At 44.3% G+C, this 24,142-nt stretch carries 22 protein-coding genes; 7 read left to right on the forward strand and 15 right to left on the reverse strand.

Features of this window, described 5'->3' with window-relative positions:
* Position 1 precedes the first annotated feature (1 nt).
* The 11 genes from I2494_RS02985 to I2494_RS03030 all read right to left on the reverse strand — a co-directional run bounded on the left by I2494_RS02985 (position 2) and on the right by I2494_RS03030 (position 11,808).
* Entirely contained in the window at positions 2 to 1,072 is a 1,071-nt protein-coding gene (locus I2494_RS02985) for a type 1 fimbrial protein (protein WP_267081181.1), read from the reverse strand.
* Between the two features lie 58 nt (positions 1,073 to 1,130).
* Positions 1,131 to 1,319 carry a fimbrial protein gene (locus tag I2494_RS20510; RefSeq protein ID WP_407657853.1) on the reverse strand — a complete coding sequence of 63 codons (189 nt, stop codon included), beginning with the start codon at positions 1,317 to 1,319 and terminating at the stop codon, positions 1,131 to 1,133.
* 162 nt (positions 1,320 to 1,481) lie between these two features.
* Positions 1,482 to 3,500, reverse strand: a complete 2,019-nt coding sequence (locus tag I2494_RS02990; RefSeq protein WP_228350820.1) for a fimbria/pilus outer membrane usher protein — start codon at positions 3,498 to 3,500, stop codon at positions 1,482 to 1,484.
* Positions 3,437 to 4,039, reverse strand: a complete 603-nt coding sequence (locus I2494_RS02995; RefSeq protein ID WP_228350821.1) for a FimD/PapC N-terminal domain-containing protein — start codon at positions 4,037 to 4,039, stop codon at positions 3,437 to 3,439. Before I2494_RS02995 ends, I2494_RS02990 begins: the two co-directional genes overlap by 64 nt.
* 96 nt (positions 4,040 to 4,135) lie before the next feature.
* A complete protein-coding gene (locus I2494_RS03000; protein ID WP_218465483.1) occupies positions 4,136 to 4,822 on the reverse strand; it encodes a fimbrial assembly chaperone in 687 nt (228 codons plus the stop codon).
* Between the two features lie 97 nt (positions 4,823 to 4,919).
* The gene (locus tag I2494_RS03005) at positions 4,920 to 5,459 is read right to left on the reverse strand and encodes a fimbrial protein (protein WP_218465482.1); all 540 of its coding nucleotides are present in this window, start codon (positions 5,457 to 5,459) and stop codon (positions 4,920 to 4,922) included.
* 678 nt (positions 5,460 to 6,137) lie between these two features.
* Entirely contained in the window at positions 6,138 to 7,124 is a 987-nt protein-coding gene (locus tag I2494_RS03010; RefSeq protein WP_218465481.1) for a type 1 fimbrial protein, read from the reverse strand.
* Between the two features lie 34 nt (positions 7,125 to 7,158).
* Positions 7,159 to 7,740 carry a fimbrial protein gene (locus I2494_RS03015; protein ID WP_218465480.1) on the reverse strand — a complete coding sequence of 194 codons (582 nt, stop codon included), beginning with the start codon at positions 7,738 to 7,740 and terminating at the stop codon, positions 7,159 to 7,161.
* Between the two features lie 17 nt (positions 7,741 to 7,757).
* On the reverse strand, positions 7,758 to 10,316 hold the full coding sequence (locus I2494_RS03020; RefSeq protein ID WP_218465479.1) for a fimbria/pilus outer membrane usher protein: 2,559 nt from the start codon (positions 10,314 to 10,316) through the stop codon (positions 7,758 to 7,760).
* A 97-nt stretch (positions 10,317 to 10,413) separates the two neighbouring features.
* Positions 10,414 to 11,100: a fimbrial assembly chaperone gene (locus I2494_RS03025; RefSeq protein ID WP_218466002.1), complete on the reverse strand. Its 687-nt coding sequence runs from the start codon at positions 11,098 to 11,100 to the stop codon at positions 10,414 to 10,416.
* Positions 11,101 to 11,202: 102 nt separating this feature from the next.
* Positions 11,203 to 11,808, reverse strand: coding sequence for a fimbrial protein (locus tag I2494_RS03030; RefSeq protein WP_218465478.1), 606 nt, complete (start codon positions 11,806 to 11,808; stop codon positions 11,203 to 11,205).
* A gap of 735 nt (positions 11,809 to 12,543) precedes the next feature.
* Between I2494_RS03030 and pbpG (I2494_RS03035) the strand changes: the two genes are divergently transcribed.
* From pbpG (I2494_RS03035) to I2494_RS03060, 6 genes are all read left to right on the forward strand, one after another.
* Positions 12,544 to 13,461 carry a D-alanyl-D-alanine endopeptidase gene (pbpG, locus tag I2494_RS03035; RefSeq protein ID WP_218465477.1) on the forward strand — a complete coding sequence of 306 codons (918 nt, stop codon included), beginning with the start codon at positions 12,544 to 12,546 and terminating at the stop codon, positions 13,459 to 13,461.
* A gap of 254 nt (positions 13,462 to 13,715) precedes the next feature.
* A complete protein-coding gene (gene pbpG / locus I2494_RS03040; RefSeq protein ID WP_218465476.1) occupies positions 13,716 to 14,642 on the forward strand; it encodes a D-alanyl-D-alanine endopeptidase in 927 nt (308 codons plus the stop codon).
* 104 nt (positions 14,643 to 14,746) lie between these two features.
* A complete protein-coding gene (locus I2494_RS03045; protein ID WP_218465475.1) occupies positions 14,747 to 15,688 on the forward strand; it encodes a DUF808 domain-containing protein in 942 nt (313 codons plus the stop codon).
* Positions 15,689 to 15,873: 185 nt separating this feature from the next.
* Positions 15,874 to 16,464, forward strand: coding sequence for a Yip1 family protein (locus I2494_RS03050; RefSeq protein WP_218466001.1), 591 nt, complete (start codon positions 15,874 to 15,876; stop codon positions 16,462 to 16,464).
* A gap of 145 nt (positions 16,465 to 16,609) precedes the next feature.
* Positions 16,610 to 16,840 carry a (4Fe-4S)-binding protein gene (locus I2494_RS03055; RefSeq protein WP_218465474.1) on the forward strand — a complete coding sequence of 77 codons (231 nt, stop codon included), beginning with the start codon at positions 16,610 to 16,612 and terminating at the stop codon, positions 16,838 to 16,840.
* 7 nt (positions 16,841 to 16,847) lie between these two features.
* Complete coding sequence (locus tag I2494_RS03060; RefSeq protein ID WP_140918411.1) at positions 16,848 to 17,120, forward strand: GNAT family N-acetyltransferase; 273 nt, start codon at positions 16,848 to 16,850, stop codon at positions 17,118 to 17,120.
* 51 nt (positions 17,121 to 17,171) lie between these two features.
* Here the strand turns inward: I2494_RS03060 and I2494_RS03065 are convergent, their stop codons facing one another.
* The 4 genes from I2494_RS03065 to I2494_RS03080 are packed head-to-tail and all read right to left on the reverse strand — an operon-like array spanning position 17,172 to position 21,136.
* The gene (locus tag I2494_RS03065) at positions 17,172 to 17,930 is read right to left on the reverse strand and encodes a DeoR/GlpR family DNA-binding transcription regulator (protein WP_218465473.1); all 759 of its coding nucleotides are present in this window, start codon (positions 17,928 to 17,930) and stop codon (positions 17,172 to 17,174) included.
* A 12-nt stretch (positions 17,931 to 17,942) separates the two neighbouring features.
* Positions 17,943 to 18,926 (reverse strand): D-threonate 4-phosphate dehydrogenase, encoded by a 984-nt coding sequence (locus I2494_RS03070; protein ID WP_218465472.1) that lies wholly within the window; start codon positions 18,924 to 18,926, stop codon positions 17,943 to 17,945.
* Complete coding sequence (gene dtnK, locus I2494_RS03075) at positions 18,916 to 20,190, reverse strand: D-threonate kinase (protein ID WP_218465471.1); 1,275 nt, start codon at positions 20,188 to 20,190, stop codon at positions 18,916 to 18,918. The genes I2494_RS03070 and dtnK overlap by 11 nt, the downstream gene beginning before the upstream one ends.
* Position 20,191: 1 nt before the next feature.
* Entirely contained in the window at positions 20,192 to 21,136 is a 945-nt protein-coding gene (locus I2494_RS03080) for a 2-keto-3-deoxygluconate permease 1 (RefSeq protein WP_140917978.1), read from the reverse strand.
* An 815-nt stretch (positions 21,137 to 21,951) separates the two neighbouring features.
* On the opposite strand from I2494_RS03080, the gene glgB reads away from it, so the two are divergent.
* On the forward strand, positions 21,952 to 24,138 hold the full coding sequence (gene glgB / locus I2494_RS03085; protein WP_218465470.1) for a 1,4-alpha-glucan branching enzyme: 2,187 nt from the start codon (positions 21,952 to 21,954) through the stop codon (positions 24,136 to 24,138).
* Positions 24,139 to 24,142: the final 4 nt, after the last annotated feature.

Below are 24,142 nucleotides of genomic sequence, written 5' to 3' on the forward strand. Positions count from 1 at the left end.
ATTAGTTGTAGGTAAAGTTCAATGTTCCTGTGGCATTAGCCTGACCTGGGCCAACGGGGCTTGCGGTTTTATAATACGTCGCGGTCACCATGATCGGAATTGAACCAGGTGCACCACCACTGACCGTGACAGTACCGTTTTTATCAGTCGTACGTGTAGAGGTTGCCAGTGTAATCGGTGTGTTTAACGGCAGCCCGTTATCATAGGTATTATATAAGCTGGATTGAAACCCGAGTTGTACACCTACATTGCTGGCAACACCCGGAGATCCTGCATTGGTTAAAGCAATCACGGTATTGTTAGCCGTATCCCCTGAAGTCACCGGAGGGGCAGCAACAGATAACGAAACGTTGGTTCCCGGTTCACAGTTTAGTGTCAAATCTGCCGAAGCGGTTCCCACCTTAGTGTTAGAGTCGAAATCCGACAACTGAATATTCCCCAAAGGTAAATTCACCGGAGAACCGGTTACATTGCACCCCATGGCTTTTACGGTAATAGCACTGGTCGATACCGTGAATTGCGATGCCACATCTCCCGAAGAACTTCCGGCACTTTCCCGAAAATCAACTCGCGCAATGGGAGAACCAAAAGAGAGCGTTCCCGAACTAATTGGCCCTCCGGTCGCAATAAGCTGTAAGTTGTAAGAGGAATGATTCAAGTTATGTGTCGACTTACCGTCTCCCGGCTGGTAAGTATTATCGATAGCCCTTACCGCATCATAAGGACCGGCCTGATTCATGGTGGATACTTTTACTCCTAATCCTGTTACACCAGTAGGAAAGACCATATCGCCCATTGGGGTGCCACTGGCCTGAGGCGCATTAAGATAGAAAAAACCAACAACATAATTTTTTCCGCACCCGGTAATTTGTACGCTCGACGGTTGTGAACCAGGCCAACTTGACGCATAAATGACTTCTCCACCAACATAGTTCTGACTGGTCACAACAATCTTAGAGGGTAATGTCAGGTTGGAAACAGAAACATTATTACCTGCGGCACGCCTGCAATCTGCATGCACCTCCGAAACCACAGAGCATAATATCAACACTAACCATAAATACTTTTTCATCATTATATCCATCTCATATCGAGCAGAACTTAACCCCATTTACCCAAGCTATTTCACGCTAGTCATAAGTAAAATTAATGGTAACTGTTGCACCAAAATCCCCTGCCGTCGGCGCACCGTGGGGGGTATACATGCGAGCAGCCATCACTAATGCGGTAGATTGAGTTGTTGCATCAATATTCAGCACATAGCTGGTGTTATTACCCAGAGAAACTACGGGGTCGTTATTAAATAACTGCAGCCCCAGATCGTGAGCGCCATCCGTAACGTAGAAGCATTAAACGCAGTGGCATTAAACCCCATGCCCAGTAATGCGATGAACCAATATCCCTTCATCAATAACCTCTGACGCCGATGGCAACACATCACTTTTTTATTGTTTATTTCCATCATCATTGTGTCCTCGCCATTAAAGACATTTCTCACGCAAGATCAGCACACCAGAGCTGGTTTCTTGTGGAGAAATTCGGTAATTCACCATACATTGTTCACCGGCTGATTTTCCCCACGTCACTAAAAGCTGACCTTCATTTTGCAAACCGGCAACGTACACCTGCCCGTCATCTCCTACGATGCTACTTTTAGCTGATGCTTCAGTATCGCTGGCTTGACTAACGATGGCGCCAAAAGGAATCATCCCTCCTGCATATTCAAGAGTCATCAGTGCCCGATATCCGGTCTGTGTTATATATTCAGCGCGCACTACCGCGCCGCGCGTTGGAACCACGCTCTTACTGGTATCATCCAGCTCAAGGTTATTATCAGGAATTTCTTCGGTATTCAGAGTGATATCACTCTTACGATAAGGGGAAGCGTAAGGTACGACAGCATAGCCCCTAAAGTCAGTCTTCACGCCGGTTTGATTATTAACAGGAACCCCTTCGGCACCGGGGGCTTTAACCAGTACAATCGTATCGCTGAGTGGTTGGGAGAGCGTCACGCCGTCGCCATGTACCACAACCCCGCCCTGAACGCCGTAGTTAAATCGATCGGCATAATCATCATAACCATAACCGGCATTAAGCTTGGCGTAAGTTCCCTGATAAGTGGCATTGGCATTGCCGGTATTGGCATTGCCTTCTGTCACATATCCCTGTTGTACACTCCAGTTAAGATTATTATCTTGTAGTGCGGTTCCGTTAAGACCGATGTTATGAGAGGTTGGGCCATGCTTCGCACTATTCAGGCTATAGTTTGCGCTACTGCCTGATAGCCATTTGTCTAATGGAACACTGACATTGAAGGAGAATATCTGGTCGGTACTTTTACCATGACCGGAATCATCGTAGTTGGAACGGTTACTATTGTCAGAGTTTTTGCTGTAGGTATAGTTAAAACCATAACTGATGCTTTTCCAGTTGTTGTTATAACCAATGCTGACCGAGCTCATACGGCCTCTGTCCCAGTAGTTCTCATTGATTAAACTAAGAGACATGGTACCAAACACTACATCTTGTGATAATGAAATATCAGTACGGTTACGGCGACGCCCGGCATTATCATTGTCAGCATTGTCGTTATAAGTATTCAGCATATCCTGTAGGGTGTAATACCCGCCGGTAGAATAGCGATAACCCGCCACACTGAAGTTAGTGCCGGTTTTAATAATATTTTTGCTATAGCGTACCCGTAAAGATTGACCGTTTTGCCGTTCAATTGATGAGTTGTCCGGGCTATGTATTTTTGACCAGGCTTGGGTGACATCCATCGATAATGCACCGATATCTCCCAAATTAACGCCACTATCTAATGCCACTGAATTGTATTTACTTTCAGCCAGTTGAGTTCCACCGTACAGGGTGACGCCCCATGGCATACCATATATCGCTGTCATCTGACCAAAATTCATTTTTTGGTCACTACTATCGTTAGAACGAGTCCTTCCTCCGGTCAGGCTGTATTTGAGACGCCCTTCCCGTTGTAATACCGGTAAAGAAGCATAAGGGATTGTCAGATGTTGCTCGCTACCGTCAGATTCTTTAATGGTAAGCTGCATATCTCCTGAACCACCGGTAGGATACATGTCGTTAATTTCAAAGGCCCCTGGAGGGACGGTAGTTCTGTAGATGGTGTAACCATTTTGTTCAACGGTCACTTCCGCATTGCTGCGTGCAATCCCCCGAATTACCGGAGCAAAACCTTTCTGGCTATCTGGTAGCATGTCGTCATCAGAAGCGGCCTGACCGCCACGAAAGGCGATGCTGTCAAACACATCTGATGGTGAAACGCTGTCACCCAATATCAACTGGCTTTTTAATGACTTAATATCCCGGGAAACGTAGTTATAAACTGAGTCCCAACTTTTTTGTCCGTCGTCGTTATGATTCCAGGTAGAGTAATTACGATAGCGCCAGGGACCAAGGTTTATCCCGGGACGTAAGTTAACATATTGGCTATTTTGTGTGCCGTCAGAACCATGGCGCGGCATGGTTCTGACGGCACGCTATAATTGAGCAGTAGTGCATTAATGCCATCATCCCATTGTTCCTGAGGCACATAACCTCTGGCGAAAGAGAGCACCGCTATTTGTGGAATACTGAGATTCAGGCGTTGTTCATTAAACTTAAATTCCGCAGTAGCCTGTGGAATTGCCGATAAATCGGCGCACTGATGATTGAGCGAATTGAGGTCGGGATAATTTTCAGTTTTTACACCCCAACTTTTTAGCTGTTCCACACTTAAACAGGGCTGAAGCTTGCTATTACTCTGTTCACTTCCTGCTGATTTAAAATCGATCTCTTTCGTATCAACAAGCTGTTTGTTAATAAAGACATCAACACGATAACGACCAGGAGCCTGAGCCCCCTCTTCAAATGAAGATAAATCAACGGAAGGAGGTACTGAGTTATTCATTTCAAGCAATGCCGGATTAAAGTAATCTTGCGACACGGCATAAGGTACACATAACGTAGGCAGCAGGCTGGCTGCAATAATCAATTCACGACGAGAGTTTTTACAGATTACCATCTTACTTACACCATAAACTGTCTCTGTCTATCCCTGGCAATAATGTGAATTTGTTGACAATTCATTCACACCTCAACAGAACAAAAAGAGTGCAAATTAAAAGGTGGCTGAATGTTCTGCGCCAGCCATGCCATAGTCATTCAAAATTCGCCATGACACTTTTCCACTATCTGTATTTTGATGTAGTTGAAAAACTGCCTGAGAACGAGGGGCCACATAAGTCACATCAGGTACCGTTTTGCCATTAACTTTGATTTGTGCAAAATTCATGTAGTACGGCGTTGGGTTATTTACAGTAATGTTGTTACCGCTCTTGCCCCATACCAGTTGCTGAGTTAATGATTCGGGCACGGTATCCTTCAAACTTACCGGTCGATAAATCAGCTTAACCCTTGAGTTAATGGCGATTTGCAATGAATTACTTGATGAGTTTTTGTTGGTTGATGGAATGCCCTTGACGTTTAACCAGTACATTGATTCCCGATCTTCCGGCATTGGCAATCCTGAACGCACAATACGCAATACGTTTTTATCACCGGCGTCTAACCGGAACAGTGGTGGAGTAATAATGATGGCGTCTTTATTTGGGGTATCGGCATCGGCGGGTGTAATCCAGGATTGAACTAAATTAGCGACATTATCCTTATTCTCTAACGACACCGAGGTTTCTTTCTTACTGCCATCAAAGATCACACGAGTTCCGCCAATAACAACGCTGGCATTAGCCTGAAAAACGGTCGTTATACACAGAGAGAAAAGTATGGGGGTCCATAATAACTTCATCGTGAAATCCTTTATTTTTAACACTACGGGGCAGACTAATTAAAAAACAGTTCTGAACTGGATAACCCAGTTCAGGACTGTATGCGTTAACGATTAATTAGTTATAACTAACGGTGTAAGTAACCGCAGACTGAACCTCACCGGATGTAACACCTGTCGCTGTAGCGACTAACTGAGCAGTGTAGTTGGCAGTAATATCACCACCCGCACTCGGTATCGAAATCGGTTGATTATCATCATTGTTAATAATGTCTGTACCGCCACTATCTTTCAGCAATACCGCAACGTTAGTTGCAGCCGTTGCGCCGGTCAGGCTATTTTTGAAGTACGTATTATTGCCATCAGTCGTTCCACTAAACTTAACCGATGCAGTGGTCGGTACACCTGCACCCGCTACCGGACAGCCGGTTAAATTGATAGTGAAAGCCTTTGGTGCTCCGGTCATACCCGCATCACCTAAATCACTTTTAGGTGTTGAACCTAAATCGACCGTCTTGTCAGTAGAACCATCAACATCAACAGTACAGCCTGCATCAATAACTTTGCCGGTAAAAGTAATGGTGCCAGCCATAACGGATGATGGAATTGCAGTGAATAAAGCCGCAGCCAGTAATACTTTATTAATTTGAACTTTCATTGTGATGTCCTAATTCATTATTACAGTCAAAAACAGAGAGTGATAAGTCATATCATCTAAATCTCAGTGTTTATTTATTCAAAAACATTTATACCAATTCAAAAAAGCCAAGCTACAAATAGCTCAATTTGACCTTATCAAGGCGCAAACACCTAGAATTACTAAGGGCTTTCCTGTATTTAGGCGATTAGCATATTTCCGTCAATATAATTAGAAATCCAATAATAGACTCTTAACCATCTGGACTTAAAAGAAAAAATGAATATCCAACAAAGATGGATATGGTTATAAAAATAACAAAATCTAAATTTTAATCAGAATGGAAATGTAAAATAATTAATACTGAAAACTTAATTATGTTGATAAAAGGAGGCGTTTTTAGCAGGAGTAATCAAATATAGAGAGGTAAAGCATCGTAGATGCAGAGATAATATGGAAGAAAAATATACAAACTGAAAACTCATTTAATGTCAGATTTTATCATCTTGCCAGGATTAGGAAACTATCAAAGAACGCTTACTTAATTCCATTATTTTAATTAAATAACTTCCAATAAGGGCATAACCTTTATTATGCCCTTTCCGTGCCATTAATTATAAGTAAAGTTCAATGTTCCTGTGGCATTGGCCTGACCTGGGCCAACAGGGCTTGCGGTTTTATAGTAAGTAGCCGTAATTGTCATCGGTATTGATGCGGGGCCCCCCCCGTAACGCTAATCGTGCCATCGGCATCGCTGGTACGCTTCGAGGTTGCCAGTGCAATTGGCGTATTCAACGGCAGGCCATTATTGTTGGTATTATACACGCTGGACTGAAGTCCAAGCTGAACACCAACATTGCTGGCTACACCAGGAGAACCTGTATTGGTTAAGGCGATCACGGTATTATTGGCCGTATCCCCTGACGTCACCTGAGGAGCCGCTACGGATAATGAAACATTCGTTCCCGGCTCACAGTTCAATGTCAGAGGGGCTGAAGCCGTTCCAACTTTAGTATTCGAATCAAAATCAGACAGCTTAATATTACCCAGCGGTAAATTAACTGGGGAGCCGGTCACATTGCACCCCATGGCTTTCACCGTAATCACACTGGTGGACACGGTTAATTGGGAACCTACCGATGAATCCCCTAAGGTACTTCCGGGACTCTCCCGGAAATCAACCCGGGCAATAGGTGAACCAAAGGAAAGTATCCCTGAACTAATCGGCCCGCCAGTAGCAACCAACTCTAAATGGTAGCTGGGGTTATTTAACTTGTGACCAGCCCTTCCGTCTCCGGGTTGGAAACTATTATCAATAGCCCTGATATAGTCATAGGGGCCGGCCTGATTCATTGTGTAGACTCTTACCCCTAACCCGGTCAGGCCGGTAGGAAACACCATATCTCCCACTGGCGTACCATTAGCCTGAGGGGGATTCATATAATAAAAACCAACAACATAGTTGTCACCACAGTTGTTAATTTGTGCACTTGAAGGCCGGGAACCCGGCCACCCGGATGAGTAAATCACCTCGCCGCCATTATAATTACGACTCTCCACCACAATATTTTTAGGTAATGTCAGGTTTGAAGTTGCAATATCAGTCAACCAGGCTCGTTCACAAATTGCATGAACCTCAGTGATTGAGCTAAAAAAAACCAGAACTAAAAATAAATATTTTTTCATAAGACTTCCATTTCATCTCGGGCCATAACAAAACTTACTGATAAGTAAAGTTGATGGTTACAGCAGCACTAAAATCACCCGCTGTTGGAGAACCATGTGGGGTGTACATACGGGCGGTTATATTCAATGAGGCAGATTTTGTTGAGGAATCAATATTGATCACATAATTAGCATTATTGCCCAGCGTAACCACTGGATCGCTACTCAATAGTTGTAACCCCAGATCCTGAGCACCACCCGCAATGCTATTGGCATACAGAATAGATTCATAGCCAGCGTCTTCGGTATAAGCGGTTCCGCTAAAACTTGCCGTGGCTTTACTGATAAACGGTGAGCAATCAGTCAGGCTAACCGTAACCGGAATATCCGACGTATTAGCCCCGGCTATTGATATATTTTGTCGATAGTAAGTGCCTAAATTAATATCGCCAGGAAAAGTAACCGTACATGATGATGCATATATGGAACCCGTAACGTTAAGAGGTACTGAATCAGAATTGTTGTATGCTGCAGCATTAAAAACTATGCCCATCAGCCCCAAAAAGAGATACCCCTTTAACCATAAATTGTGCATCCAATGGCAACATTTCACTTTATTGCTGTCGGTTCCCATCATGACTATGCTCCCTGTCCTTAAAGACATTTTTCACGTAAAGTTAATACACCAGAGGTGGTTTCTTGTGGAGAAATTCGGTAATTCACCGTGCATTGTTCATTGGCTGATTTCCCCCACTTCACCAAAAGCTGCCCTTCGTCTTGTAAACCAGCAACAAAGACCTGACCGCCATCTCCGACGATGCTACTTTTACTCGATTCCTTACTATCACCAGTGCTGCTATTGCTCACTACGGCACCAAAAGGAATTACAGCATTTGCATGCTCAAGAGTAATCAATGCCCGATATCCGGTCTGAGTCATATACTCAGCACGCACCACAGCCCCCCGGGTTGGAACGACACTCTTATTGGTATCATCCAGTTCCAGATGGTTATCTTTGATGTCTTCAGTGTTCAGAGAGATATCACTCTTACGATAAGGCGAGGCATAAGGCACAACGGCATAACCACGGAAATCGGTCTTCACACCAGTTTGGTTATTAACCGGTACATCTTTGGCTCCGGGCGCTTTAACCAGCACCACGGTATCGCTCAATGGTTGAGAAAGCGTAACACCATCACCATGCACGACTATTCCGCCCTGAACACCATAGCTAAATCGATCGGCATAGTCGTCATAGCCATAGCCTGCGTTAAGTTTGGAGTAAGTTCCCTGATAGGTAACATTGGCACTACCGGTATTAGCCCGATCGTCGCTAACGTAGCCCTCCTGTACACTCCAGTTAAGATTATTATCTTGCAGTGCGGTACCATTGAGCCCAACGTTATGGGTAGTCGATCTGTTTTTAGCGCTATTCAGGCTATAAGTTGCACTACTGCCTGCTAACCATTTATCTAATGGAATGCTGACATTGAAGGAGAACAGCTGATCTACGTTTTTCTGATTATTGTCGCTATCATCACGATTATTTCTTGAGTTCTTACTGTAGGTATAGTTAAAACCGTAGTTAATGCTTTTCCAGTTATTGTTATAACCAACGCTGACTGAACTCACACGGCTTTTGTCCCAATAATTCTCATTGATCAAACTCAGTGAGACAGAGCCAAACACCACATCCTGAGATAAAGAGACATCGGTACGATTACGGCGTCGTCCAATATTATTGTCAGAATTATCGTTATAGCTACTCAACGTATCCTGCAAGGTGTAATACCCACTGGTAGAGTAACGATAGCCAGCGACGTTGAAGTTAGTCCCCGTTTTGACAATATTTTTACTGTAACGTACCCGTAAAGACTGGCCATCTCGTTGTTCGAATGACGATGAGTCGTTTTCAGCATAAAGTTTTGACCATGCCTGAGTAACGTCCATCGATAATGCACCAACATCCCCCAAATTAACGCCAGCCCCTAATGCAACTGAGCTGTATTTGTTTTCAGCCTGCTGAGCCCCACCATAAATGGTTGTGCCCCAGGGAATACCATATATCGCCGTCATCTGACCAAAATTCAGTTTTTGCTCGTTGCTATCGTTGGTGCGTGTTTGTCCGGCTGTCAGGCTGTATTTAAGCCGGCCTTCACGTTGTAATACCGGTAAAGAGGCATAAGGGATCACTAAATGCTGCTCACTACCGTCAGATTCTTTAATGGTAAGCTGCATGTCACCTGAACCACCGGTAGGATACATGTCGTTAATTTCGAATGCGCCCGGAGGGACGGTGGTTTTGTAGATGGTGTAGCCATTTTGTTCAATTGTTACTTCCGCATTACTGCGTGCAATACCCCGAATAACGGGTGCAAAACCACGCTGGCTATCCGGCAACATATCATCATCAGAAGAAGCCTGAGCGCCGCGAAATGCCATGCTGTCAAACACATCAGAGGGTGAAACGCTATCACCCAATATCAGTTGGCTTTTTAATGATTTAATATCGCGAGTGACATAGTTATAGACAGAATTCCAACTATCTTGTCCATCATCACCATGATTCCAGGTCGAGTAGTTACGATAGCGCCATGGGCCAAGATTACCCCCCGGACGTAAGTTAACATATTGATTATTCTGTGTACCGCCAGAACCGTTGCGCATTACCGTGGTAGATGCCGACACGCTATAATTCAGCAATAATGCATTAATGCCATCATCCCACTGTTCCGGAGGTACATAACCTCGGGCAAAAGAGACAATGGCAATCTGTGGAACACTTAAATTTAAACGCTGCTCACTAAATTTGAACTCAGCTGTCGCTTGCGGAATAGCAGAAAAGTTGGCGCACTGGCTTTTGATATCACCGAGGTCTGGATAATTTTCTGTTTTTACCCCCCAGCTTTTTAATTGAGCTACACTCAGGCATGGTTGAAGCTGATTATTTCCCGGCGCAATCTCAACCTGTTTAAATTCAATTTCCCTGGTATCAACAAGTTGTTTATTAATAAAAATATCAACGTGATAAATACCGGGAGCCTGGGCACCCGCTTCAAAAGAAGACAAATCGACAGAAGGAGGCGCTGTACTGGTCATTTCAAGCAATGCCGGATTAAAGTAATCCTGTGACTCGGCATAGGGTATACATAACGCCGATAACAAACTTACCGCAATCACCGATTTACGAGGATAATTTTTAGAAAATTCCATCTTGCTTACACCATTAACTGTTTCGATCAATCCCTGATCGCAATGTGGATAAACTCATCCTTTAAGCCACATCACGGCATAACAAAAAGAGTGCGAATTAGAAACTGGCTGAATGCTCTGCACCGGCCATGCCGAAATCATTAAGAATTCGCCATGTCACCTTCCCACTACCTGCATTTTGACGGAGTGGAAAAACAGCCTGAGAGCGAGGTGCGACATAAGTTACTTCCGGAACCTCTTTACCATTAACTTTGATTTGGGCAAAGTTCATGTAGTACGGCGTTGGGTTATTTACCGTGATATTGTTACCGCTCTTTCCCCATACCAGTTGCTGAGTTAATGATTCAGGCTGAGTATCTTGCAGGCTTGCTGGCCGATAAATCAGCTTAACTCTTGAGTTAATGGCGATTTGTAGCGAATTGCTTGATGAAGTTTTTGCCGTAGATGGAATACCTTTAACGTTCAGCCAATACATCGACTCACGATCTTCTGGCATTGGTGCTCCTGAACGAACAATACGCAATACATTCTTGTCGCCGGCATCTAACCGAAATAGCGGTGGTGTAATAATGATGGCGTCTTTACTGGGCGTATCTGCATCTGCCGGAGTAATCCAGGATTGGACTAAATTAGCAACATTATCTTTGTTCTCTAACGACACTGAAGTTTCTTTCTTACTGCCATCAAAAACGACGCGCGTGCCGCCAATAACGACGCTGGCACTTGTCGGGAAAACAGTCGTCATCAGCAAAGAAAAAAATACCGGCATCCATAATGATTTCATCATTAAATCCTTTTATATCGGTTAAAACTGAGCAAATTTCAAATCAGAAGCAGTTTTGAACCAGCGGTAACCTGGTTCAAAACTGTAGGTATTAACGAATGATTAGTTATAGCTAACGGTATAAGTAACCACAGATTGAACGTCACCTGATGTAACGCCAGTAGCAGTAGCAACTAAACGCGCTGTATAGTTCACAGCGATATCACCACCGGTAGTTGGAATAGCGATCGCTTCATTGCCATCATTGTTGATAATGTCATTACCCTTTTCATCTTTCAGCAATACGGCAACGTTAGTAGCACCTGTTGTTATGCTATTTTTGAAATAAGTATTTTTACTGTCAGTGGTACCACTAAATTTAACGTATGCCATTGTTGGAACACCTGTTCCAGCTACCGGACAACCTTTTAAATTGATAACGAAAGATTTTGGTGCGCCAGTCACACCCGCACTGGTGAAATCACCTTTAGGTGTTGACCCTAAATCAATCGTCTCGTCAGTATTACCATCAATATCAACAGTACAACCGGCATCAATATCAACAGTACAACCGGCATCAATATCAACAGTACAACCGGCATCAATATCAACAGTACAACCGGCATCAATAACTTTACCTTTAAAAGTAATAGTTCCAGCCATAACTGATGATGGAATTGCAGTCAGCAGCGCTGCAATCAGTAATACTTTTTTAATTTCAACTTTCATATCAATGTCCTAATCCATTATTACATTTAGAATTAAAACCGACAAATTATATCGATCCTAACTCATCATTAATCAACTAAATAAATACTTATAAAAACTAAGCGAAAAGAAATAAAAGAACCGCGTTCAGAGAAACAAATAATATATCCAGAGAGTCTCAAAACACCGCCATATTCAGCCATTCATTACATTCAAGTCAATATTATAAATATTCCAATATGAGACTAATCTTTAATATAAAAATTTAAAAAACAAAAGAAATAACAACAAAAAACAACTAAATACATATTAATAAAAAAATAAATGCAACGCTTCTTAAACTAAGAATATTTAAAGACACTTATCAGTTTAATAATTAAAATTAAATCAAAATTTAAATAATTAAAATGCATGATTAAACAAAATATTCAATTAACTTAAAAAACATAAATCACCACTCAGTAATAATGAAGGTTTGTTTTTTAGGGGAGTGATAACCTCTCAAAAACTACTCTTTGTTGTTTAAATATAAAGTCAGGCAAAGGTACAAGAGCGATTTCTGGTTCTGTTAATAACGGAGCAATGTTTAGAAGACGATTTCTTCCAAAACCCCGGGAATACATTTTTTTACAAATACCCCCTATTATTATGTCGATATGCCACAAATTGCCTGTGCGAATTGCATAACTATAAATTATAATTTCAGCAGCAGAACATCCTGTTCTATACCGATAACTCAATGGAAGTCAGTAAACTATGCGCAAAAAAATTCGATTTTCTTTATTGAGCCTGCTCATCCTGTCCTCCAGCATGGTGGCAATGCCCGAAGCAACGGCTAAAAACAATAAAAACGCATCAACGACTTCATCACCGCAAATAGGTCTTTCATCCCAAAGTGCACTGGTTGTAGATATCAATACTGGTAAAGTTATTTACGCTACAAATCCGGATAAAGTTGCACCAATAGCTTCTATTACAAAGTTAATGACTGCGATGGTAGTTCTCGATGCCAGACAACCATTAACCCAGGTTATTCCGGTCAGAATTAATCAAACACCTGAATTGAAAGGGGTTTATTCACGAGTTAAAGTAGGCAGTGAAATTACCCGTAAAGATATGCTGCTATTGGCGTTGATGTCGTCTGAAAATCGTGCAGCAGCCAGCCTGGCACACAATTACCCCGGTGGATATAAAGCATTTATTCGCGCAATGAACGCTAAGGCTAAATCTCTGGGAATGACACATACTCGTTATGTTGAGCCGACAGGATTATCAGAGAAAAATGTGTCAACTGCCCGCGACCTGAGCAAACTGGTCATGGCGACTAAAAAATACCCAATGCTTAGCCAGCTTAGTACCACGCCGGAGAAAATCGTTTCTTTTGAAAATCCCAGATATACCCTCGAATTCCGTAATACTAACCATCTGATTCGTGACCATGACTGGAATATTCAGTTAACCAAAACTGGTTTTACTAATAAAGCAGGCCGCTGTCTGACAATGCGTACCGTGATTGGTAATCGGGAAGTTGCTTTAGTGATGTTAGATGCTTACGGTAAATACACTCATTTTGCCGACGCAAACCGACTGCGGAACTGGATAGAGACAACCCCATCATTACCGGTTGCGGATGCCAGCAAAAGCACCAAAAAGCAGAAGGTTCGTCAGGGGTAATACCGTAATTGGAATAGTCGCAGGCTGCTGACAAATCAGATCAATCCGCAGTTATGCCTGTTTCAGCCGTTATTGGTGTTGATATCAGCACCAATAACGGCCAGTAAACCACCTGAACTTAGCTGCGAAGAGCCTTGGCCCTGGTTTAAAATAATTAATTACATATCGTCCCATAGGCGAAAAACAACAACCTCATTTATACTTGCCCCAATTGGAATTATCCCAACCCTTTTTCTGAAATAACATTGGTTACTATGCGCATAAAACTTCGTTATTCCCTGTTAGGTTTGCTGTTATGTTCGGCAGGTACCGTTTCATTACCCCATGCCTTTGCTAACCCACAATCGTCTACTGTACCCGCTGTTTTATCTCAACCTGAAATTGCCTCCGGTAGCGCTTTAGTGATTGATATGAAAAACCGTCAGGTGATCTATTCTGCTGCACCAAATAAAGTGGTTCCCATTGCTTCAATTACCAAGTTAATGACGGCAATGGTCGTGCTGGATAAACAGCTCCCATTATCCGAAGTTATTCCGGTGACCATTAACCAGACTCATGAATTAGAAGGTGTCTATTCCCGGGTTAAAGTCGGCAGTAAAATCTCCCGTGAAGATATGTTACTTCTGGCGCTCATGTCTTCTGAGAACCGTGCCGCTGCGGCGTTAGCCCATAACTACCCTGGTGGTTATCAGGCTTTTATTCAGGCAATGAATGATAAAGCCCGGGCACTGGGCATGACCCATACCCACTATGTCGAACCTACTGGCCTGTCTGAGCAAAATGTCTCTACCGCCAGCGATCTGACCAAATTGCTTTTTGCCTCCCAACGTTATCCCCTGCTCAGTCAGCTAAGTACTACGCAGGAAAAAACAGTTACCTTCCAGAATCCGCTATATACCCTGGATTTCCGCAATACCAACTATTTAGTTAAAAAAGGCGACTGGGATATTCAACTCACCAAAACCGGATTTACCAATAAAGCAGGACACTGTCTGGCAATGCGTACCACCATTGCTAATCGGGATGTGACGTTAGTCGTTCTGGATGCATTTGGTAAGTATACCCATTTTGCCGACGCCAACCGTTTACGTAAATGGATGGAAACCGGAGAAGCCCCGCCAGTACCCGCTGCTGCAAAAAACTATAAAAAGCAGAAGTCGCTGGAAACAACTCAAAGGTAGTAGTCTGAAAGTTTTCTATAGGCAGCCAACATCCCATCAGGTAAGCTTTGCCTCCATAATGAGTAAGGACACATTGATTTCCCTTTTTTCAGGAGTTTTAAAAATTGGCAGGAAGTAGTTTACTCGCATTATTAGATGATATTGCCGCCGTTCTGGATGATGTTGCGCTGATGACCAAGGTTGCAGCCAAGAAAACCTCCGGTGTATTGGGTGATGATTTAGCGCTTAATGCTCAACAGGTAAGCGGTGTTAGGGCAGACAGAGAATTACCGGTAGTCTGGGCCGTCGCTAAAGGATCATTTCTGAATAAACTGATTCTGGTGCCATTGGCGCTGGCAATCAGTGCCTTCATACCCTGGGCAGTCACTCCGCTACTGATGGTCGGTGGTGCTTTCCTTTGTTATGAAGGATTTGAAAAGCTGGCCCACAAATATCTACATCCTAAAACAGCCGATACTGAAAATGAGCATCAGGAGACGCCCGCCTTGTCACCTGAAGAGATTGCTACTTATGAAAAGCAAAAGGTTAAAGGCGCCATCAGAACTGACTTTATTTTGTCAGCAGAAATTATTGCCATCACTCTCGGTACCGTTGCCAATGCCAGTTTTTTACAGCAGGTTTTAGTGATGTCCGGCATTGCGATCGTCATGACAATTGGGGTTTACGGTTTAGTCGCCGGTATTGTCAGGCTGGATGACGTGGGCTTTTACCTGAGCCGCAAAAAAGCCAGTATTGCTCGCATAATTGGTAGTGGCTTAGTCAACGTTACCCCTTACCTGATGAAAACTTTATCCATTGTTGGCACCGCAGCGATGTTTATGGTGGGCGGAGGCATTCTGACTCACGGATTACCGATGATTCACCACCTTATCGAAGGTGCTTCAGTGTCAGTATTAACGTTGCCAACCGTTGGTAGCATTCTCAATATGCTAACCCCTACTGTGCTCAATATGCTGTTCGGCGTTGTTGCCGGTGCGGTGGTGTTACTGCTAGTTACACTGCTCGGTAAACTTAAACCGAAGAAAAATGCTGAAAAAGCAAGCTAATATCTCACTGTCAACCTGTCGTATTTTCGACAGGTTGACATGTTTTGAAATACAATTCTCTCCCACACTCCAACTATTCCCTCCCGCTGTTTATATACTTATCTGGTGACCGTAGAAGAAACCTGAGCACTCAGGCAGGATCTCTTACCTGACAGGGTTTTCAGTAAGCTCGGAGGTGTCATATGATGTTCAATCACGTATGGGGACTTCTGGCCCATCCTGGCCGTGAATTCCAACAAATCAGTCAAGAGAAGGAAACCATTACCCATCTCTATACCCGTAACCTTCTGGTACTGGCAGCCGTTCCTGTTGTCTGTTCATTTATTGGAACCACTCAGTTTGGCTGGATGATTGGTGATCAACCCGCCATAAAAGTATCGCTGTTTACGGCTGCCTATATTGCCATTATTTTTTATGGCATGTTGCTGGCTGCGGTAGCCGTTGTCGGAAGGATTATTCATCTGATGGCTCGTCGCTATACTCAGCACCCCAGCCTTGAACGTTGCATTATTTTTGCTGGCTATACCGCAACACCTATGTTTTTGAGCGGTTTGGTTGCCCTCTATCCATTAGTATGGCTTTGTCTGTTAGCGGGTATTATTGGCCTGTGTTATTGCGCCTATCTACTCTACTCCGGCATCCCGACTTTCCTGAATATTGACCATAACGAAGGGTTTATCTTCTCCAGCTCAACGCTGGCCTTAGGCATACTGGTGTTGGAAGCATTATTGGCCATTACCGTATTAATGTGGGGATATGGTTCCCACTTCTGGTAATAATCATTATCTGTCAGTAAGGGGCGATTTCGCCCCTTTTCTATTTCTGTGATTTTTTGTTTCTGAATAAATCCTAATGCCTTTTTAAAACAGTTATCTATACTTAACAGGTAACAAGATAATCATAAAAATAAGTGAGCGATTTATGAGCAATGAACTAACCGAGAAAGGCTATCGCTGCTATACCGGCGAAAAAATCGATGTCTATTTTAATACTGACATATGCCAACATTCAGGCAACTGCGTGCGGGGAAATGCCAATATTTTTAAACTGTCCCGTAAACCCTGGATTATGCCGGATAATGCCAGCGTTGAAGAAGTTAAACGCGTGATTGATACTTGCCCAAGCGGTGCCCTGCAATACAGAGAGAAATAGTATGGAAATTAACATTCTTGAAGGTGAAAATCGTTTCTACGTCAATGATAAAGACGGCAACATGCTGGCTGAGGTCGCCTTTGTTCCCACGGGAGAAAAGCTGACCATTATTGATCATACCTATGTTGATGAAAAACTAAAGGGTCAGGGTGTAGGGAAAAAGTTGGTATATAAAGTCGTGGAGAAGATGCGCGGCGAACATCGAAAAATTATTCCGTTATGCCCTTTCGCGAAACATGAATTTGATACCACGCCTGAATATCAGGATATTCGGGCCTGAATTAAACAGCATCATTAGTGACTATTCTGTTTGGTGCAGAATAGTCATCTATTACACCAACTTTAACACAAACGGCTGCTGCCGTAGCTTATGCTGAACCTCAGGCGTTAATCCTTTGTCCGTCACAATATCGGTTAACGTGTTGAGTGGCGTTACGCAAAACAGAGAGTAGGCGCCATATTTGCTGCTGTCCGCCAGCAAAACGCGTTTACGTCCATTGGCAGCCAGGTCTTGTTTTAATCCTGCTTTCTCTTCTGTTGGTGTGGTGATGCCTCGTTCCAGACTCCAGGAGTTACAGCTAACAAAAGCCACATCAGGATAGATATTTCGCAGTAATCGACGACCGTGATCGCCAATACAGGATTGGCTACTATCATCTATTCTGCCACCAATGATCGTAACTTCGATTTGCTTAAACGCAGACAAAAACAAGGCAATATGTAGATCTGTGGTAATCACTCGTAGCGGGAGATGAGTCAAGTGACGAGCCAGCTCCATCATGGTGGTTCCCGCATCCAATACCACTGAATCACCGGCTTTTACCATGCCGGCGGCATACTGAGCTATGGCCTGCTTCTCATGCTGGTTACGGTGAATCTTTTCATGGGTAGTAGGCTGATCGGGGATAAAGCGGTCAAGAGTAACACCACCATGACTGCGAATAATCACACCTTGCTTATCCAGCTTAATCAGATCGCGGCGAATGGTTGCCGGTGAAGCATCAATCGCCGCAACTAACTGTTCAACGGTGACCAGATTATGGCTTTTTAAATAGTCCATAATCTGATCCAGACGACTTTGTCCTTTCATGGCACTCGTATATCAGGCAAGTTTCAGAGCTAACTCTATGGATATTCCCATGCTCTCAGATTTGGCTGTACCTGTCCACGCAATATCAAATGCGGTACCGTGATCGGCTGAAGTACGAATAAACGGCAAACCGGCAGTGATATTAACTCCATCATGGAAACCCAATAGCTTCAGTGGGATATGCCCCTGATCGTGATACATCGCAACCACCATGTCATAACGACCTTCGTTAGCCTGCAAAAATACGGTATCAGGCGCACAGGGGCCATAAACATCAATACCTTTCGCTTTCATGGCTTCAATGGAGGGGGTTAATATTTTTATCTCTTCATCACCAAACAGACCATTCTCACCGGCATGCGGATTCACCCCGGCAACGGCAATGCGTGGATGCTCAAAACCAACACGTTTTAAGAAGGTGTCAGCCATACCAATTACCGTCTCAACCCGATCGCGATTTAGCGTATCAAGAAACTTACGCAACGCAATATGGGTGGTCACGTGGATCACTTTCAGAGTATCGGTATACAACACCATGGCATAATCACGGGTATTGGTTAACTTAGCCAATAGTTCAGTATGCCCAGGGTAGAGATGACCGGCTGAATGCAATGCTTCTTTATTCAGTGGTGCGGTAGCGATAGCTTGCACTTCTCCTGCCAGCGCCAGGTCTGTCGCGCGTTTGATACAGCGATAGGCTAGATCACCCGCCTGCGGCTGAACTTTCCCCGGTACCAAGGCTTCAGGATCCGCCAGCGGTTCATCCAATACGTGAATAACTCCTGGCGTGAATTGCGCTTGCGATACTTGCTGAATCTCCCGTAGTTCCACTTCAGGAACAATACCCAGTGCCTGCACGCGACGTAAAGTATGCAGACAACCAATCACTACCGCCGGCGCGCCTGACAAACTACCTTCAGCCAGCGCTTTGATAATAATTTCAGGGCTGATCCCTGCCGGATCCCCCATCGTGACGGCAATAGTTTTACTTCCCATGATACATCTCCTCAATAAAATAAATGGCGTCGCTCAGGGCGTTGTCCGCACCAAACCCCCCGGCCTTGGTAATCACCGGCAAATCATCAATCTCGCTGTTAACGAATGTGCCACAAGGGATACAAGGGGAAACCTCGGCAGAAATACGATAACCTTCAGCATTCAGTGCGCGCGCAACGGCAATAGCAATATCCCCACCGGTCAGGAATAATCCGCCTATTTGCGACAAGGCCAGCAGTTCAAGGGTTATCGCTCCCAGGGTTGAGCTAATTTTGTCACCTAACTGTTGACGGCTAAGCTGGTAGCGTTCACACAATTGGTCAATCTTTTGGCGAGCGGCCTCATCCCTACAAGTGCGTAACACACAGTGTTGGTGTTGACGCAATACGTCTGCCGCCTGCGTAATAATCTGTTTCATTTCACTCAGGCTTTCTGCACCGAGCAGTTTTTCAACGTCTACTTCAATGATTGCCAGGGACTTTTCCCTTTGGGCATACATAATCTGTTTACGGGTCGCTTCGCTCATCGACCCCGCAACGACCAGTACCGGTAATCGCTCCCGAGGTTCTAGATAAAGTTCGGAAGGTAAAGCGCCGGCAAATCCGGCGGCACCAACCAATAAATAGGCTTGCTCCAGTGTAATAAGCGTGTCGGCAATGGCGGATAAGTCACTTTCTACTTCCGCATCCAGCACCACGATACATTCAGCGCCTTGAGCCAGTGGTTTCAATACCTCAGCTAACTTGCCCGAACGTACCTGCTCCAGCGAAATTTCATGAACAGGCAGTGTCGTTTGTTCAGCAATAATATCTTTAATACGTGACGAATGGATTGGCGTTTTTGGGTCGCTGGCAAATTCGGTCTCCACCAGCGGAATACGGTTTACCAGACATAATCCATTGAGCGTAACTCGCCCCGCCGCAGGGATTGCCGCAGCCACCAGTGCTATTTTTGCGCCACTGGCCTTCATAGCTGCCTCCACTTCCGCGCCAACATTACCGCGGAAAGTGGAATCAATTTTCTTATACACTAACAGTGATGAACTATCAGCGGAAAGCTGGGCATTGATAGCCCGGGTAACACTCTCCGCCGCCTGCCGGGCAGTTGCAGCTCGACTTTCCGTATTGATCACCAAAACATCGGCTTTATGGCTACGTAATGGTTTCTCATGCAACAGCACATCTGTCCGGGCACCTTTTTTAGCCAGTTGAACGCCCGTATCGTTGGCACCGGTAAAATCATCTGCAATGACCAGCATTTTCATCTTAGTTTTCTCCCGCTAAGCGAGCGTTACGTTTTGCCACCCAAGAGGTAAGGATCGGAACCAAAATAGCCGTAGTAATAACCGATGCTGCGATTAATGGCGCAGCCGCATTGGCTATCTCAGTCAAGGATGGGTCAGCAGTAGCAATTGCCAATGGCGTTGCCACCGCATTACCTGCTGTACTGGATGCCGCCGCACCGGCAACCCCGGAACCCCCTACCAAACGATCTGCTTTAATATTGAAGAAACCACCAACCAGCGTAGTCAGAACACCCAGTGCGATTCCTGCCAGACCACCTTTCAGCAGCATATGCAGATCGATACCTGCACCTAATGCAAAAGCAAAGAAAGGAATCAGAAGTGGGCCACCTTTAGTCAGGAAATCACGCATTTGTGGGTCAAGGTTACCCAGAATCATCCCCACGACTAATGGAACCAGCACAGCCACCAACGCCATCATTGGGATATTGGCCATACCCGCCGCACCTAATGCAATCATGGTAAAGAAAGGGCCATCATTCAGTGACAGAATGGAAATAGCGCCAACATCGCGTTCATTACCAAACTCGCCCACTAACGCCGCATAGAGTCCACCGTTTGAGTTACTCATGGCAGCAATAATGGCCAGCCCGGTTAAACCGAAAATGCCATCCGCACCAAAGAAACGCTCAACGGCAAGGCCGATGGCAACAGCAACCAGTAATTTGGTTAACGTAATAGTACCGCCCTGCAGCAAAGCACGAGGAGCAGCTTTAATGCTTATCCCCGCACCCATACATAAAAGAAATGCGCCAATCAGTGGTGCTGCCCCGCCCTTAAACAGTGCTGTGGTAAACCCACCAATCTGAAGTGCTTCTGGTATAAATGTATTGATAATGGCGCCTAAAACTAATGGAACCACCATCATGCCGCCAGGGATTTTCTCTATCGATTTTTTAATGTTCATTGTATCCTCAGCATAGTGATTTTTATTGGTCAGCATTGATTATATTTAATCACAATTATCATACTGTGACCATGATAACATTTCTATCATTTTTGATTAAATGTAATCACAACTGAACTAAATCACTCAATAAACCAGTCAATCTCTCCCTTTCATTTAATTGTATCGAATAGTTTTAGTTATACATGACTAAATATAATCATAAAAATTTAATTATCACAGAGTGGCAAATAATAGTGTGGTATCAAAATAAAACCTATTTGTCAGACAATATAAGATGACAAACTGGCGCTGGCTGAAAAGGTGGTTATGCTAATAATGAATATGAATATATTAATTAAGCTATCAGCCTGGTGATTCAGACATAAATTAATCACCATTAATACCAATACTATTTATTGGATCATCCCTGCGTTAATAAACCCTTTGAATAATTAAAGTGGGGAGAAACACATTAAATATTTCATTAACCGATGATTTATATGGAATTAATTACAAAAATGAAACTCAAGTATTATTATTTTTACCCTTTTAACAGCCAGGTTCCATCGTGAAATTTAAGATTGTTATCTTATTTACCGTCTGTCATTGGTACCCTTAGTGATAATAAATGAGAGGTATCTATTTGGCTGAAAAGAGCTGTATAGCTGCTATTATATGAATTACAAGAACTAACTCACAGTTTTAATCTGATGATTCAGTAAGGTAAAACAAGGCACTTAATTTAATATCGCGCCTATTAATTAGCGATATTATATTTTTTATTGGCTGGGTTTTTATTTTAAGCCAATAAATAACATATTGGGAGAATATGGATGTCCGGCACTATTGACAGAGGCACGATCCAACAACTAACTTCCGGCCATTATGCAGACCCATTCTCGATTTTGGGGATTCATAAAACCGCAGATGGCTATGCCATTCGCACCTTCGCTCCTGATGCTAGCCAAGTCAGCGTTTTGGACAAAGACACACAAAAGATACTACTCACACTGACACAAACTGACCAGACGGGCTTCTTTTCCGGCACTCTCTCTCCCAGCGAAACCCCTTATCGCTACCAGCTAATGATTGATTGGGGAGATGCCCAGCAGATAATTGAAGACCCTTATCGCTTTGGCCCTCTATTGCAGGAACTGGATGCCTGGTTGTTGTCTGAAGGTACCCACCTGCGCCCTTATGAACGACTCGGTGCACATCTCACCAGTATGGACAATGTTGACGGCGTGACCTTTGCCGTTTGGGCACCTAATGCTACTCGTGTATCGGTAGTAGGCGATTTCAACTTCTGGGATGGCCGCAGGCATCCAATGAGATTTCGTCGCGAGAGCGGTATCTGGGAGTTGTTTATTCCCCATATACATGAGGGTCAGCTGTACAAATATGAAATTATCGACTGCAATAATGTCACTCGTCTGAAAGCCGATCCTTATGCTTTTGCCGCCGAAATGCGACCAGATACGGCATCTCGCGTCAACCAACTTCCATCCCGAGTGGCAATGACTCAACAACGCCGTCAGGCAAATGACTTTACTGCGCCAATGTCTGTCTACGAGGTTCATTTGGGCTCCTGGCGGCGTCACCTGCACGATAATAGCTGGCTCAGCTACCGCGAACTGGCGGATCAGTTAGTACCTTATGTTAAGGATATGGGGTTTACCCATATTGAACTTCTGCCGATTAATGAGCACCCGTTTGATGGCTCCTGGGGTTATCAACCGGTCGGTATGTATGCCCCTACTCGCCGCTTTGGCACTTTAGAAGATTTTCGTTACCTGATCGAAACGGCACATCAGGCTGGCATTAATATTCTGCTGGATTGGGTTCCCGCTCACTTCCCCAGTGACGACCACGGCCTAGCACTGTTTGATGGTACTGCACAGTTCGAATACTCCGACCCACGGGAAGGCTACCATCAGGACTGGAATACGCTGATTTATAACTATAGCCGCCATGAAGTCAGAAACTATCTGGCAGGCAATGCGCTCTATTGGATAGAACGGTTTGGCATTGATGGACTGCGGGTTGATGCCGTGGCCTCTATGGTTTATCGGGATTACAGTCGGGCGGAAGGTGAATGGATACCAAACCAGTACGGTGGTAATGAAAATCTCGAAGCCATCGAATTTATTCGCTATACCAACAAAACCATTGGCATCGAGTGTCCCGGCGCCATCACCGTAGCGGAAGAGTCAACTGACTTTGCCGGTGTAACCTTGCCACCTGAAGCTGGCGGTCTCGGTTTTCACTACAAATGGAATTTGGGTTGGATGCACGACACGCTGGACTACATGAAGTTGGATCCGGTTTATCGCCAGTATCACCACAACTTAATGACCTTTGGCATGTATTACGCCCATACGGAAAACTTTGTTCTTCCTCTGTCTCATGACGAAGTGGTACATGGCAAACGATCATTGCTTGGCCGCATGCCCGGCGATACCTGGCAGCAATTTGCCAACCTGCGCGCCTACTACGGTTTTATGTGGGCCCATCCCGGCAAAAAACTGCTGTTTATGGGGGGTGAATTTGCTCAGGGACGCGAATGGGATCACGACGGTAGCCTCGACTGGCATCTGTTAGACCCTATTCACGGTGGCTGGCATAACGGAGTACAAAATGTAGTCCGCGACCTGAACCATTGCTATCAGCAACATGCTCCGTTGTATCAATTGGACTATGCTGAAAATGGATTTGAATGGTTAGTAGTAGACGATCATCAGAATTCGGTCTTTGCCTTTATACGTCGTGATGATTCGGGCAATGAAGTGATTGTCATCAGCAATTTCACTCCGGTACTGCGGGAAAACTACCGTGTGGGCATTAATTTGCCGGGGCACTATAAAGAGATACTGAATACCGACTCTGAATATTATCACGGTAGTAATGCCGGTAATCTCGGTGGCGTTCATAGTGAAGAGATATCGTCCCACAATCGGGCACACTCGTTAAGTCTGGTATTACCGCCACTCTCTACTCTTTATCTGCAACGGGAGGATTAGTAGC

The organism is Limnobaculum allomyrinae, from assembly GCF_016649425.1.
Taxonomy (GTDB): Bacteria; Pseudomonadota; Gammaproteobacteria; order Enterobacterales; family Enterobacteriaceae; genus Limnobaculum; species Limnobaculum allomyrinae.